The organism is Vibrio rarus (assembly GCF_024347075.1).
In the GTDB taxonomy this organism is placed as follows: Bacteria; Pseudomonadota; Gammaproteobacteria; order Enterobacterales; family Vibrionaceae; genus Vibrio; species Vibrio rarus.
The window spans coordinates 695,912-709,947 of sequence record NZ_AP024901.1; the positions used below are offsets into that span (position 1 = coordinate 695,912).

Annotated in this window: 15 protein-coding genes; 2 read left to right on the top strand and 13 right to left on the bottom strand. The window is 42.6% G+C overall.

Going from position 1 to position 14,036, the window contains the following annotated elements:
- Nucleotides 1-146: 146 nt before the first annotated feature.
- Together yegD and OCU56_RS16130 are read left to right on the top strand one after the other, a co-directional pair.
- Nucleotides 147-1,499: a molecular chaperone gene (yegD, locus tag OCU56_RS16125; protein ID WP_261875590.1), complete on the top strand. Its 1,353-nt coding sequence runs from the start codon at nt 147-149 to the stop codon at nt 1,497-1,499.
- A 213-nt stretch (nt 1,500-1,712) separates the two neighbouring features.
- Nucleotides 1,713-1,874 (top strand): hypothetical protein, encoded by a 162-nt coding sequence (locus OCU56_RS16130; RefSeq protein WP_261874959.1) that lies wholly within the window; start codon nt 1,713-1,715, stop codon nt 1,872-1,874.
- An 11-nt stretch (nt 1,875-1,885) separates the two neighbouring features.
- On the opposite strand, the gene OCU56_RS16135 is transcribed toward OCU56_RS16130, so the two are convergent.
- From OCU56_RS16135 to OCU56_RS16195, 13 genes are all read right to left on the bottom strand, one after another.
- Nucleotides 1,886-2,908 carry a S1 family peptidase gene (locus tag OCU56_RS16135; RefSeq protein WP_261874960.1) on the bottom strand — a complete coding sequence of 341 codons (1,023 nt, stop codon included), beginning with the start codon at nt 2,906-2,908 and terminating at the stop codon, nt 1,886-1,888.
- Between the two features lie 280 nt (nt 2,909-3,188).
- Entirely contained in the window at nt 3,189-3,761 is a 573-nt protein-coding gene (gene efpL / locus OCU56_RS16140; RefSeq protein WP_261874961.1) for an elongation factor P-like protein EfpL, read from the bottom strand.
- Nucleotides 3,762-3,946: 185 nt separating this feature from the next.
- Nucleotides 3,947-5,188, bottom strand: a complete 1,242-nt coding sequence (locus OCU56_RS16145) for a M20/M25/M40 family metallo-hydrolase (RefSeq protein ID WP_261874962.1) — start codon at nt 5,186-5,188, stop codon at nt 3,947-3,949.
- Nucleotides 5,189-5,778: 590 nt separating this feature from the next.
- Nucleotides 5,779-5,991 (bottom strand): transcription antiterminator/RNA stability regulator CspE, encoded by a 213-nt coding sequence (gene cspE / locus OCU56_RS16150; RefSeq protein WP_261874963.1) that lies wholly within the window; start codon nt 5,989-5,991, stop codon nt 5,779-5,781.
- Between the two features lie 914 nt (nt 5,992-6,905).
- Nucleotides 6,906-7,346 (bottom strand): F0F1 ATP synthase subunit epsilon, encoded by a 441-nt coding sequence (locus OCU56_RS16155; RefSeq protein WP_261874964.1) that lies wholly within the window; start codon nt 7,344-7,346, stop codon nt 6,906-6,908.
- Nucleotides 7,347-7,359: 13 nt separating this feature from the next.
- On the bottom strand, nt 7,360-8,745 hold the full coding sequence (gene atpD / locus OCU56_RS16160; RefSeq protein WP_261874965.1) for a F0F1 ATP synthase subunit beta: 1,386 nt from the start codon (nt 8,743-8,745) through the stop codon (nt 7,360-7,362).
- 28 nt (nt 8,746-8,773) lie between these two features.
- The gene (gene atpG, locus OCU56_RS16165) at nt 8,774-9,643 is read right to left on the bottom strand and encodes a F0F1 ATP synthase subunit gamma (protein ID WP_261874966.1); all 870 of its coding nucleotides are present in this window, start codon (nt 9,641-9,643) and stop codon (nt 8,774-8,776) included.
- 46 nt (nt 9,644-9,689) lie between these two features.
- Nucleotides 9,690-11,231 (bottom strand): F0F1 ATP synthase subunit alpha, encoded by a 1,542-nt coding sequence (atpA, locus tag OCU56_RS16170; protein ID WP_261874967.1) that lies wholly within the window; start codon nt 11,229-11,231, stop codon nt 9,690-9,692.
- Nucleotides 11,232-11,240: 9 nt separating this feature from the next.
- A complete protein-coding gene (locus OCU56_RS16175) occupies nt 11,241-11,792 on the bottom strand; it encodes a F0F1 ATP synthase subunit delta (RefSeq protein ID WP_261874968.1) in 552 nt (183 codons plus the stop codon).
- An 11-nt stretch (nt 11,793-11,803) separates the two neighbouring features.
- Complete coding sequence (locus tag OCU56_RS16180) at nt 11,804-12,274, bottom strand: F0F1 ATP synthase subunit B (RefSeq protein ID WP_261874969.1); 471 nt, start codon at nt 12,272-12,274, stop codon at nt 11,804-11,806.
- A gap of 67 nt (nt 12,275-12,341) precedes the next feature.
- Complete coding sequence (gene atpE / locus OCU56_RS16185) at nt 12,342-12,578, bottom strand: F0F1 ATP synthase subunit C (RefSeq protein ID WP_004730405.1); 237 nt, start codon at nt 12,576-12,578, stop codon at nt 12,342-12,344.
- Between the two features lie 46 nt (nt 12,579-12,624).
- Nucleotides 12,625-13,392 carry a F0F1 ATP synthase subunit A gene (gene atpB, locus OCU56_RS16190; protein WP_261874970.1) on the bottom strand — a complete coding sequence of 256 codons (768 nt, stop codon included), beginning with the start codon at nt 13,390-13,392 and terminating at the stop codon, nt 12,625-12,627.
- Nucleotide 13,393: 1 nt separating this feature from the next.
- Nucleotides 13,394-13,795 carry an ATP synthase subunit I gene (locus OCU56_RS16195; RefSeq protein ID WP_261874971.1) on the bottom strand — a complete coding sequence of 134 codons (402 nt, stop codon included), beginning with the start codon at nt 13,793-13,795 and terminating at the stop codon, nt 13,394-13,396.
- Between the last annotated feature and the right edge of the window lie 241 nt (nt 13,796-14,036).

Here is a 14,036-nt window from a genome sequence, read left to right on the forward strand (position 1 = left end):
AACCGAATATCGTTATACTAAAGATAAACCACAAGTGATGCAATAAGATTACATTTTTCCCCTATCACTTGACCCAACAAAGCCAAACAGTGTTTAATTGCGCCCCTGTTATCGGTGACTCGGACTGTAAGATGCAAAAACAAACAGTGGCAATAGGTTTTGATTATGGCACAGCAAACTGCTCTGTCGCCCATATTAGAGATAACCAAGCTATTCAAATCCCCTTAGCCAATGGGGAGAAATATATCTCATCCACACTGTGCGCACCCACCTCTGAATCCGTGTCTGAATATCTATTTCGCAATAAAAATATCTTACCGATCACGGATACAGGTAAAGCCATATTAAAACGCGCCATTCGCACCAATCTCGAAGAAGGGATTGATGTACTGGAAGAGGAAGTACTGTTTGGCCAACCCGCTCTGGATTTGTACTTACAAGATCCAAAAGATGTGTACTACATCAAATCCCCTAAATCTTTCCTTGGTGCTCGTGGATTAAAAGATGTGCAACTGGCCTTTTTTGAAGATTTGGTCTGCGCCATGATGGAAAACGTAAAATCCCAAGCAGAAGCCACGTTACAGCAAGATCTCCACGATACGGTTATTGGTCGTCCGGTGAATTTCTTAGGCCGTGGTGGCGAGGAATCCAATCAACAGGCGCAAGATATTTTACTTCGCGCCGCAACGCGAGCAGGCTTTAAAAATGTAGAGTTTCAATTTGAGCCAGTGGCCGCAGGACTCGATTACGAAAGCAGCCTGACACAAAATCTCAACGTATTAGTGGTCGATATTGGTGGGGGAACCACCGACTGTTCCATGATCCAAATGGGGCCGTCTTGGGTAGGGAAAAGGGATAGAACACAGACGTTACTCGGGCACACAGGTCAGATGGTTGGCGGAAATGATCTGGATATACATATTGCTTTTAAACATTTTATGACCGAATTTGGCAAAGGTAGCCGTAAACACTCTGGCCTTGAAATACCCATTAGCCAGTTTTGGCACTCTATTTTGATCAACAATGTACAAGCTCAACGTGAATTTTACAGTAAAGAAAATCTCGCCTTCTTAAAGCAGTTGCGCAGAGAGGCACAGCAACCAAGCAAACTCGCTCGCATGCTTGAGGTTCATCAAGGGGCACTAGGATATGGCATTGTCTCACAAGCAGAAAATGCCAAAATCGCCCTCTCAGACAGCCCCTCTTTTGAGGCGACCATTAATTTACTCAGTGAAGTCATTACCATCCCTATGCGCCAAAAAGAGATGGAACAAGCCATTAGCGTGCCCAAGGAAAAAATCTGCAAATTAGTGCTAGAGGCAGTGCGCCAATCTCAAATTACTCCAGATGTGGTTTTTATGACCGGTGGCTCAGCGCGCTCTCGAGTATTGCGAGAGGCGGTAGAAAACCTATTACCTAAGGTGCCCATCGTCAGCGGTAACTACTTTGGCTCTGTCACCTCTGGCTTAGCTCGTTGGGCGCAGGTCTGCTTTAAATAACTTGCTATGCCTCTGATTACATACTCTCGATCACATAGTATGCATTCTAATGTGTAGCTAAGCACCCAAGTTAGTTAAAATTTTCAAATACTGGGCTTTAAGTAGTGTGCATCTTTGTGACTGAGCTTTCGATATGCACTCTTTTTGATAACTAAGACGTTTAAAGCTAAGATTAATGATAAAGGTTCCGCTGTTACTGTTGTAAGGATCGCCATGAACATGAAGCCCATTCAATTTGTTATTCTCGGTGTCATTGTAGGCTTTTTTATGAACGGCCTATACGATGCCTCACAAGATGCTCAACAAACCGATCAAGTGGCACGTCAAGAACAAATAACGTTTGCCAATTGCGCCATTGAAGCCAAAGACTCGTAAATGGCGTAATTTTACGGCAATAACGTCCGTCGTCGACCTAGCCACACAATGCATAACCAAAACCAACCTATAGCCCCAGCTGACTGCGTTGCAAAATCGTCAGAGTCCTCTTCGGGCGTATAATTTTCTCGGTCAAACTCCGTTACAATAATTTTTGGTGTTACTCGCCCATCCAATACAGCGGCAATCCATTGTCGATACTCCGCCACTTCGATATACGCTGAGGAGTAGTCGGCATCCGGATCACCACACTGTGAAGGGCCAAAACTCGTAATGCCCACCTGAATGTACTGGCTACCATCATACCAATACAATGGCCCCCCAGAATCTCCACCACATGTAGAATCTAATAACCCGCTAACACTGTTAAAGGCACCTTGTAAGCACAGCTGGTTACTGCTGATATTTGCTGATGCACATTGCATGTTAGAAAGTAGAGTCTGTGTAACACCTTGCAGTGCTTGCGTATCATCGCTACTAGAGCGCGTATAACCATGGCCGATCACTGTCATGGGGGTACCCACAATATCGTATCTGGCTTTATCGCTTAATGTGGCTAACTGAGCATAATCTGCCGAACTCACCGCCATTGGCTGTTCTAATTTAATGATGGCAATGTCATCAGGCCAACTTGCAGACGCACTATCAACAAATGTATCTGGGTAATAGAACTCACTGCCACGAATTAATTCTACTTGTTCTAAACCGCGAAAGGGGCTGAAGATTTGCTGTTCATGTTGCAATTGCGGTGCAATAGAGGTGTATGTGTAGTAGTAAGAGTCCCCCTCTACACAATGGGCCGCGGTGAGTACATGGTATGGGTCGAGAATCGTTCCGCCACAATAATTTTGATAAAGGCCCGATGAGTCAAACTGATCAAAAAACAGGCTCACAAAGGAGGGGAAAGTTTGCACCGATACCTCACTGCCATTGACAATGTAGGTGCTTGCGTCACCTTCGGCAGTACTGGCTTTAACAGGAGTGAGAACGACCGTCATACAAATCGCTATTTGCAATGCCATCCGTACATTCATACCTTAATCCTCCATACCACTTTCAATTTGTTCATCATTGATCAGGTAAAAATGCCCTTTCAATAACAATAAATTAAACAGAATTATCACCAAATTGTAGCAATATAGTAACAAATATAAAGTTGAACACAATAAGATAGATAGGATTAACTGCGCAACAAAACACATCTTACTGTGCTTCGTTATACTCAATAGCGGTAGGAAAGTTCACAATAGAACATAAAAAAAACGCAGCGACCATAAGCCACTGCGTTTACTGTGTACTGAAAGACGAGCGGGTTTATTTATCCGCGCGGCCCATGAATGATTTATCGGAAGTATTAACGCGAACTTTCTCACCGCCAGCAATGTATTCTGGTACTTGAATGATAAGACCTGTTGTTAGCGTTGCAGGTTTAGTACGCGCTGCAGCCGATGCCCCTTTAATGGAAGGGTCAGTTTCAATAATTTCTAACTCAACGACTGATGGAAGTTCCAGTGCCACTGGGTTGCCATCCACAAGCAATACAAAGATACCTTGAGTCTCTTCATTGATGAACTGAAGTTCTTCTTCAATGCTCTCTTGGTTAAAGTTATACGGCGTATAATCTTCGCTATCCATAAATACATATTCATCACCATCGATGTATGAAAATGTTGAAGGGTGGCGACTGAAATCAGCAAGGTTAATGATTTCATCGGCTTTAAAGCTTTCATCCGCCTTCGCCCCTGTTGCGACATCATACATACGCATACGGTACAAACTAGCTCCAGCACGACCACTTGGTGTTAGTTTATTGATTTCTTTAACGAAGTACACTTTACCGTTGTGCTCAATCGCTGCACTTTTTTTGATTTCACTTGCCTTAGGCATGATGGTTCCCTTGTCTCATTAAGATCGTTCCTTGCAGAGTATACAAGGTCAAAAAGCGTTGATCACCCTCTAGTGATTAATTGTGACTGATATAGACAAAATCAGCTTAATTATATGAAAAGACATTAAATGACACGCATAAAAAAACGCTCAAAGAATGAGCGCTTTATCTTCAAGGCGTTAAACTATGACAGATTATCTAATCTGATATGGCTGTTTTTAAGATCGTCACGAGTCATACCTTTGCCATCATTCATGGTATTGAAGTGGCGTAGTAGTTGGCTAATGGCCTCAATGGACGCTAATAGATCGCCCGTATGCGCAGACTCTGATGAGGTGTGCATGTTGCGGATCGGATACCCTATGGTTATTGCAGCGCTATCCACACCCGCAAGAGCGGCGGCCATGCCGTCCGTACCCATATCTCGACCAGAAAAATCTAACTGCATTGGAATGCCTTTTTCACGACATAAGGTTTCTAAGGTTTGCACCAAAAATTCTGACGATACAGAACCACGACCCACAGTAAAACCTTTCCCCATTTGTAACGGGTTCATATTGCGATGACCAATGCCTGGCGCTGCTTCATAGTCGTGGTTTACGTCTGTTGCGATCAACACATCAGGTTTAAGCTCACCAACCACTTGCGTTGAGCCAAAACGACCAATTTCTTCATGAGTGGCGATAGTGTAAAGAACGCGTACATTGTCTAAGCCTTCAGAGGCAAAAGTGCGGGCAATTTCTGCAACAGAGAAACAGCCTAAGCCGTTATCTAAGTAAGCACCATAGAAAGTATCGGGTGCAACACCACGTTTAATAGGGCGATCAAGTAAAATAGGGTCACCAACACGTAGACCAAGCGCTTCTACTTGAGCTTTGCGATCGTCGCCATGCATTTGCAGTTCTAGATAAATAGATTCTGGCTTAATACCTTGCTCACCAGTGCGCTGTGCAGGTGTTGAGAAGTGGATGGCACCCAAAGATTCGACGGTTCCACCTTTGATCACTTTGTAACAACCTAATTTGGCCGGGTCTTGGCAAAAGACTTGTACTTCGTGGCCAATCAATGTGGTTGGTAAAAAGGAATCCGTGTTGATCCACACCTTACCATCGTTATCAATTTTACGTACTTGCATACGAATTTTATCTGCATGGCCCACAATCATCACGCTGGTGAGATCGTCACGTCCAGGATGTGAATCAAAAACGATGCTCGCATTACCTTTAAATTGGTGAGTGCCCCACTCTTGCGGCATAAAAGCGTCAAATTCTGGTTTGATAATGCCGTAACTCATTGCAGCTTCAAAGCCAATCGGGGAAGGTGCTGATAATACCTTCGACATAAATTCAAATTGAGATTGTGGCATCGGTTGTGCCCATACAGGGGTATTACTGTTTTCTGTTGTCATTGGTACTTCTCTATCCATTTACTATTGGCCGTTAAATTAATACCAGAAGCCTATGAATTCAAGCGGTTTACAAATCACGTAGCATTCAGTAAGCCAAAATACGTTTATTAATTGCTGTAGCAGAGACAGAAAGAAGGATGGCAGAACGAGGAATAAAGGAGAACATAACAAGGTTATACTCAAAGCGTTCTGGATCACGAAAACGGCTTGAGTCGAATAACCTGACAGGGAGTTAACTTATATTAACTGGCTTTTTTAAATTTGATGCTTGTTTGCGTGCGCAACTTTTGAAACCAAAAGCGTTTGCGTCCAATAGAACGAGACATACATTTCCTTAAATTAAAGACGACCAATACTTTTTCAGAGATCCACGGTCGCTGAATTAGATAGACGTATAGATATTTATATTGATGTAGCGAAGGAAATAACTAACTTGATGACATGTACAGTTTGCAGGTTTACGGTTTGTAGATGTTAGAGAGGTATTTATTTGCGGTATTACGATATAAATTGCTAATGGGTTAAGTAAAAAATAGCGTAGATGATTTAAGCATCATCTACGCTAACTAAAAATTAGAGTATTCTAACTTAGCTTAGATAGCTGTAACTTAAAGAGCTACAACGTCAGCAGCTTGAAGGCCTTTTTGACCTTGCTCAACTGTGAAAGACACTTTTTGGCCTTCAGCTAGAGTTTTGAAGCCTTCAGATGCGATAGCACGGAAGTGAACGAATACGTCCTGGCCGCCATTGTCTTGAGTCAAAAAGCCAAAGCCTTTCTCTTCGTTAAACCATTTTACGATACCAGTAGTTTTGTTAGACATAATCTGTCCCTTATAAAAATCATTTATTTTCGCGATATTGCGAGACGCTGAAATTTTGAATTATTTAATGTTACGATGAAGCTAAGGAAACACTGAGGATGACTACACTAACGAAGGAATACTGAGGGTTTTGCTTTTAACTTATATTTCATTAATAACTCTGAATCACAGAGTGAAAGTGGAATATACACTATATATTGCTACTGTAAAGCGTTTATTTATTCTCTAAGAGTGATTTTCCTCTCACCTGCAACCCACTTGCTCCATCGACCCTTGAATTCATTAGGATAAGCGCACATTGAGGCAACATAGACGCATTAATGAATACATACATTGATACATTTTAGCCCAATCAATGGAACAGGATAAAAGGGGCTACCATGCCTATCTTCCTTCACGTAAACCATCAACGGCATTTGCTTGACCCTTGAGCAAACTTCATTTCAGCCATGCTAAATGCTCCGATACTGGCTATGATTGGAATAAGACTAATCACACAAAGTAAGTGATCAGAAATAACGCAGGAAAACGCTCGAAAACAAGGTGGGATTTTTCGATAAGTCGTTGTTCTACAATCAAAAATTGCAACGCCGTTATTAAGTGTTTTAACAAGCTAGAATGATCAGTGATTTAGTACGATTAATGGAATTGTAAACGTCACAAAGGAAAGGACCTCAGAGAGAGGGTGAGTCACCTGAGGCCTTAGGGGATCAGAACTACTACTGTTCTGAGTTTCTCTGCTAAAAGAACTGTTGTTTCCGTGTAAGTCTTACAGTAAACCGCTTACTCGAAATAGCTGATCTGTTTTACTACCTTATAAGTATAGAAGAACAAATCAGTTTTTTAACTGATACCAACTCAAGAATGAACTCAAGTTGGTATAGTGAGTCCGAAAACTCTGCGCCCGAAAGCTCTTAGTGGCGACGAGAGCTGGTTAGCTCTACAGCGCGCAACTGGGCAATCGCTTTCGCTAACTCAAGCTGAGCTTGAGCAAAATTAGCGTCAGTTTCGCCTTTGTTGATGTTCTCTAACGCAGCGCGTTTTGCTTCTTCAGCGCGAGCACGGTCAATATCTTTACCGTGCAATGCTGTATCCGCTAAAACGGTAACTACATCAGGTTGAACTTCAACTAAACCACCAGAAACATAAAGCACTTGCTCTTGTTGTTTCTCACCAGTAACGAAAACCGTTACCCCTGGTTTAATTTTACTTAGAAGTGGTGAGTGACCTGGGCGAATACCCAACTCACCGTCAGCACCTGAAACCGCAAGGGCATGTGCAGGCCCTGAAAACAGCGTACCTTCCGCACTTACGATGTTAAGTTGAAATGTATTCTCTGTAACTCCGATAGCCATAGCACTGCGCCTCTTAGATAGATTTCGCTTTTTCAAGCACTTCGTCGATAGAACCACAGTACAAGAACGCTTGTTCTGGGATATCGTCGTATTGACCTTCTAGCAAGCCTTTAAAGCCAGAGATAGTTTCGCTTAGTGGAACGAACACACCTTTTTGGCCAGTAAATACTTCTGCTACGTGGTAAGGCTGAGTTAAGAAACGTTCAATCTTACGAGCACGAGATACAGTTTGCTTATCTTCTTGAGATAGCTCATCCATACCTAGGATAGCGATGATATCTTTAAGTTCTTTATAACGTTGCAACGTTGTTTGAACTTTTTGTGCAATGTTGTAGTGCTCTTCACCAACAACTTGAGGATCAAGCTGACGTGAAGTTGAGTCTAGTGGATCGATGGCTGGGTAAAGACCTAGCGCTGCGATGTTACGAGACAATACAACGGTTGCATCCAAGTGAGCAAACGTGGTTGCTGGCGATGGATCCGTTAAGTCATCCGCAGGTACGTATACCGCTTGGATAGACGTGATCGAACCTTGACGAGTAGAAGTGATACGCTCTTGAAGCACACCCATTTCTTCTGCCAGTGTAGGTTGGTAACCTACCGCTGAAGGCATACGACCTAGAAGTGCTGACACTTCTGTTCCCGCAAGGGTGTAACGGTAGATGTTATCGATGAACAACAGTACGTCACGACCTTCATCACGGAAACGCTCAGCCATTGTAAGACCGGTTAGCGCAACACGTAGACGGTTTCCTGGTGGCTCGTTCATTTGACCGTACACCATGGCAACTTTGTCTAGAACGCCCGCTTCTTTCATTTCGTAGTAGAAGTCATTACCTTCACGAGTACGTTCACCAACACCCGTAAATACAGATAGACCTGAGTGAGCTTTAGCAATGTTATTGATAAGCTCCATCATGTTTACTGTTTTACCAACACCAGCACCACCGAACAGACCGATTTTACCACCTTTAGCGAATGGACAGATAAGGTCGATAACCTTAACGCCTGTTTCTAGTAGTTCAGTACTGTTTGCTTGCTCTTCATAAGAAGGGGCAGCACGGTGAATTTCGTAGTTTTCTTTCTGACCAATCTCACCACACTCATCGATAGGGTGACCCAGTACGTTCATGATACGACCAAGCGTTTCTTCACCTACTGGTACTGTGATTGGAGAACCTGTGTTTTCAACTTCAAGACCACGACGAAGACCATCAGAGGTACCCATCGCGATACAGCGAACGATACCGCCGCCCATTTGTTGTTGAACTTCTAATACTAGCGAGCCTAATTCGTCGCCTTTTACGTTCAATGCGTCATAAACGCGAGGACCGTTATTGTGGCTGAATTCGACGTCAACCACCGCACCGATCACTTTAACTATTTTTCCGACACTCATGTCTAAATCCTCAAATTCTTTTCGAACCCTATACCGCTTGGGCGCCTGAAACGATTTCGCTCAGTTCTTGGGTAATAGCTGCCTGACGCGCTTTGTTGTAAACCAATTGTAAGTTTTCAATCAGTTGACCAGCATTGTCTGTGGCGGCTTTCATTGCGACCATTCGAGCGGCTTGCTCACACGCGATACTCTCTACGATGCCTTGGTACACTTGCGATTCAATGTATCGGTGTAACAATTCAGAAAGAATATCTTTTGGTGCTTGCTCATAGATGTAGTCCCAACGACGCTCTTTTTTAGCAGACGCATCAGCTTCTACATCTGATGGGTGTGGCAACAATTGTGCTGTTGTTGGTTCTTGCACCATGGTGTTGACGAACTTGTTGTAAACCAAATACAAACTGTCGATCTTACCTTCATCATAGTGGCTCAACATCGCGTTAACTGTGCCCAAAATATCTTCCAGTTTTGGAGTGTCACCTAGGCCAGCAGTTTGCGCTACGACGTTACCGCCGCGTTGGAAGAAGTTGATGGCCTTTGAACCAATCAAAGTGGTATCAACTTCTACACCTTTAGCGCGCCATTCTTGCATTTCTTCCAGTACTTTCTTGAACAAGTTATTGTTCAAGCCGCCACATAAGCCGCGGTCAGAAGAAACGATGATGTACGCAACACGTTTTGGCTCACGCTGTTGAAGGTACGGGTGTTGATACTCCAACGAACCCGACGCGACATGAGAGATAACCTGACGCATGTTCTCGGCATATGGGCGAGTTTGCACCATATGATCTTGAACTTTACGCATCTTACTTGCCGCAACCATCTCCATTGCACTGGTGATTTTTTGAGTGTTACTAACACTGCCTATCTTGGTGCGAATTTCTTTAGTATTTGCCATTATCTGCTCCTAATTTGTTTCGTTTTCTAGTCAACAAACCAGAGCTTTACAGTGATTTCACTGAGACAAAACCTTTCAGAATCTCGTGTAGACCCGCTTCAATTTCGTCATTGTAGTCGCCCTTCTCATTGATTTTTGCCATCAATTCAGGGTTTTGGCTGTTTGCGTAAGCCAACAACTCTTGTTCGAAATATCCAATCTTAGAAAGTTCAACATCCGCTAGGTAACCTTTCTCAGCAGAGAAGATAACGATAGCTTGAGCGGCTACTGACATAGGCGCGTATTGTTTCTGTTTCATCAGTTCAGTTACACGTTCACCATGGTCAAGCTGTTTACGAGTTGCATCATCTAGGTCAGATGAGAACTGAGCAAACGCTGCCAATTCACGGTATTGAGCCAATGCAGTACGGATACCACCAGACAGTTTCTTAATGATCTTACACTGAGCAGCACCACCAACACGTGATACAGAGATACCTGGATCAACCGCTGGACGTAGACCTGAGTTAAACAGTTGAGTCTGAAGGAAAATCTGACCATCTGTAATTGAGATTACGTTAGTAGGTACGAACGCTGATACGTCACCTGCTTGAGTTTCGATGATTGGTAGAGCAGTTAATGAACCTGTTTTACCTTTCACTTCACCGTTAGTGAATTTTTCTACGTACTCTTCGTTTACACGAGCGGCACGTTCTAGAAGACGGGAGTGGAGGTAGAATACGTCACCTGGGAATGCTTCACGGCCCGGTGGACGTTTTAGAAGTAGCGAAATTTGACGATACGCTACTGCTTGTTTTGATAGATCATCATAAATGATCAGTGCATCTTCACCACGGTCACGGAAATATTCGCCCATAGTACAACCTGCGTAAGGCGCAAGGTATTGAAGTGCTGCTGATTCAGACGCTGATGCAACAACTACGATAGTGTTTGCCAGTGCGCCGTGCTCTTCAAGTTTGCGTACTACGTTAGCAATAGTTGATGCTTTTTGGCCGATAGCCACGTACACACACTTAATACCAGAATCTTTTTGGTTGATGATGGCATCGATTGCCATCGCTGTTTTACCAGTCTGACGGTCACCGATGATAAGCTCACGTTGACCACGACCGATTGGCACCATGGTATCAACGGCTTTATAACCAGTTTGAATAGGTTGGTCTACAGATTTACGTTCGATTACACCAGGGGCAATCACTTCTACCGGGTTCATTTGATCGAAAGTGATTGAACCTTTACCATCAATTGGCTCACCAAGTGTGTTTACAACACGACCTAGCAGTCCGTTACCTACTGGCACTTCTAAGATACGACCTGTACCTTTAACTTTCATACCTTCAGAAAGATCTGTGTAAGGGCCCATTACAACGGCACCTACAGAGTATTGCTCAAGGTTAAGCGCTAGTGCGAACTTACCACCTGGCAATTCAATCATCTCACCTTGCATTACGTCAGCAAGACCATTGATGGTAATGATGCCATCACGAACAGAGACGATAGTACCTTCGTTGCGAGCTTCAGTGCTCACATTGAATTTTGCGATACGCTCTCTGATCAGATCGCTAATTTCATTTGAATTTAATTGCATATCTGTTACCTATCTCGCGTGAAGTTGACTAGCTAGTCGGTTAATTGATGTATTCACTGAACCATCAATAATTGTTTCGCCCGCTTGAACGATAATCCCACCGACCATAGTGGTGTCTAACACTTGCTCTAGTTCAACTTTACGTTCTAATTTTTTCTCAAGTGCGGCAGTAAGTGACGCGACTTGCTCATGTGTCAGCGATTCTGAGCTTGTGACAGTGACAGGAATTACACGATCATGTTCATCCTTTAGCTCGGTAAACAGTTCGAACAACTCTCTTAAAACCGCAAGACGACCATTCTCTGCCAGAACTTTAATTAGGTTGACAACATGCTCGTCAACAAGCCCTTGGCAAACCTCAATCATGATGTCGGCTAGCCCTTCGGCTTGTTGTGCGCCTGCACCTTGTGCTGAAGAAATTTCATTGGCGATTGTTTCTTCTTCTGCCACAGCTACAAGAATTGACAGCATTTGTTGCCACTCTTGTAACTTGTTCTCGCTCAAAGCAAAGTCAAACGATGCTTTGGCGTAGGGATGAGCAATACTGGTGTACTCTGACATATTGCCTCCGCTTAGATTTCGCTTATCAATTGATCAACTAGAGCTCGGTTCGCTTCAGAATCCAGGTTCTTACTAATCAACTTCTGTGCACTTTCAATTACTGCGTCTGCCATTTTCGCCTGAAGTTCCTGACGTAATTTTTGACGCTCGCCTTCTAGTTCGGCTCTACCTTGTTCTAAGATGCGTGCTTTTTCTTGCTCAGCTTCTTGCTGTGCTTGACTGATGATTTCACTGCGGCGTTTGTTGCCTTGTTCAACCATTTCAGTCACATTGCGTTTCGCATCTTCGATGAGTTGAGCACCGTTCGCTTTGGCTATTTCTAGCTCTTTAGCGGCATTTTCTGAATGGCGTAGGCCTTCAGCAATTTCTTTTTGGCGCTCGTCTAACATCGCTGTGAGAGGTGGCCATACATATTTCATACATAGCCAAACAAAAATCACGAATGAAATTGCTTGTCCCAGCATGCTTGCATTTAAGTTCATACCTTCCTCACTAAACTAAATCTTGAATACTTATAAATCGATCTTTACTAAGCTTGTTGAGATTCAGTTAAGCTACTGCGAAGATGATGTATAGACCGATACCAACACCGATCATCGGTACAGCATCCACAAGACCCATCATGATGAAGAATTGAGTACGAAGCATTGGGGTTAGATCTGGTTGACGTGCAACACCTTCAAGGTATTTACCAGCCAAGTTACCGATACCAGATGCTGCACCAGCCGCACCAAGACCAATCAATAGTGCACCTGCTACATATAAAACTGCGCTTACGATATCCATTTGTATCTCCGATATATAAATTTGTTAATTAAATCTGTGTGAATTATTAGTGTTCTTCTACTGCCATACCTAAGTAAACAATTGTAAGAACCATAAAAATAAATGCTTGTAAGAAAACGATTAAGATGTGGAATAGAGCCCATGGAACACTGAGTGCCCATTGCATCCACCAAGGCATTAATGCAACCAGGATAAATATCATTTCACCTGCGTACATGTTTCCGAATAATCGTAAACCTAGTGATATTGGTTTTGAAATTAGCGTTACTAGTTCAAGAACAAAGTTAACTGGGTATAAAAGTGGATTATCAAATGGCTGAGTTGTTAACTCTTTAATAAACCCTTTCAGTCCTTTATTTTTGAATGTGTAAGTTAATAGAAGAATAAATACACCTAGTGCCATCGACATTGGAACGTTTACGTCTGCTGTCGGAAGGTCTCTAAAGTGGCTAAGACCCATAGCGCCGGTGACTTGTGGTACTAAATCGATAGGTAGTAAGTCAACTGCATTCATTAACAACACCCAAACAAAGGTGGTTAATGCCAGCGGACCAATCAATTTATCTTCTGCCTGAAAAATTTCTTTTACTAGATTATTTACAAACTCAAATGTTATTTCGATTAAACATTGGAAACGTCCAGGAACACCGCTGGTTCCTTTAGTCACAACATATCGAAAAGCACCGATAAATAATAAACCTGTAATCCAAGACACCAACATAGAATCTATATTGAGAGCCCAGAAACCATCACCTGTAGTTAAGAATGTTAAGTGATGCTCTATGTATTCATGAGCAGTGGTAATATTTTCCATACTACGCGTACTCCGATTTATGAGAGCCAATAATAAATGGTGCAAAGAAATAACCAATCATTGTCACTATATACGCTTCTAACATTACTGGGTTATCCAAACCGAAGAATCGGAATGCAATAATGAACATTAGACATGTATAAACAATTTTAACTACACGACTCATTTGCATAAGATCGCGTAAGCTATAATTAGGATTTCTTTGAACTTTTAAACTCGCATATATAAAACCAAACAGTGGTGGTAGCATTGCAACAATGACACCAAGCGCTGCAGATTCCATATCTACTTTATTACCGAATAACACTTCAAATAAAACTACACCGACGGCTAATACTACTTGGCAAAGAACAACTCTTTTTGCAGCGACAAGAATGTCACCGCTGATTCCATCCAGCCTCATAATAAACCTCGTATTTGGCAGTTCAACTCTATATATAGTGCAGCAACTTAAGTAAATAACGGATTAATTACTCATTGCTACTCTTTATATATCCCCACGAAAGTTAACCATATAAAACTCATTGGCTATCATTTCGATAGAGTTAAGTTACGCCTAAATGTGTGCTAGCAAAATACCAAATATCGACATCAATCATTTCATTTATGATAACGGGATCACTTTTTTATGAAACATAACATCT

Coding starts and splice junctions, on each gene's coding strand:
- OCU56_RS16130 (WP_261874959.1), top strand. CDS start 1,713: ATGAACATGAAGCCCATTCAATTTGTTATTCTCGGTGTCATTGTAGGC.
- OCU56_RS16135 (WP_261874960.1), bottom strand. CDS start 2,908: ATGAATGTACGGATGGCATTGCAAATAGCGATTTGTATGACGGTCGTT.
- efpL (WP_261874961.1), bottom strand. CDS start 3,761: ATGCCTAAGGCAAGTGAAATCAAAAAAAGTGCAGCGATTGAGCACAAC.
- OCU56_RS16145 (WP_261874962.1), bottom strand. CDS start 5,188: ATGGATAGAGAAGTACCAATGACAACAGAAAACAGTAATACCCCTGTA.
- cspE (WP_261874963.1), bottom strand. CDS start 5,991: ATGTCTAACAAAACTACTGGTATCGTAAAATGGTTTAACGAAGAGAAA.
- OCU56_RS16155 (WP_261874964.1), bottom strand. CDS start 7,346: ATGGCTATCGGAGTTACAGAGAATACATTTCAACTTAACATCGTAAGT.
- atpD (WP_261874965.1), bottom strand. CDS start 8,745: ATGAGTGTCGGAAAAATAGTTAAAGTGATCGGTGCGGTGGTTGACGTC.
- atpG (WP_261874966.1), bottom strand. CDS start 9,643: ATGGCAAATACTAAAGAAATTCGCACCAAGATAGGCAGTGTTAGTAAC.
- atpA (WP_261874967.1), bottom strand. CDS start 11,231: ATGCAATTAAATTCAAATGAAATTAGCGATCTGATCAGAGAGCGTATC.
- OCU56_RS16175 (WP_261874968.1), bottom strand. CDS start 11,792: ATGTCAGAGTACACCAGTATTGCTCATCCCTACGCCAAAGCATCGTTT.
- OCU56_RS16180 (WP_261874969.1), bottom strand. CDS start 12,274: ATGAACTTAAATGCAAGCATGCTGGGACAAGCAATTTCATTCGTGATT.
- atpE (WP_004730405.1), bottom strand. CDS start 12,578: ATGGATATCGTAAGCGCAGTTTTATATGTAGCAGGTGCACTATTGATT.
- atpB (WP_261874970.1), bottom strand. CDS start 13,392: ATGGAAAATATTACCACTGCTCATGAATACATAGAGCATCACTTAACA.
- OCU56_RS16195 (WP_261874971.1), bottom strand. CDS start 13,795: ATGAGGCTGGATGGAATCAGCGGTGACATTCTTGTCGCTGCAAAAAGA.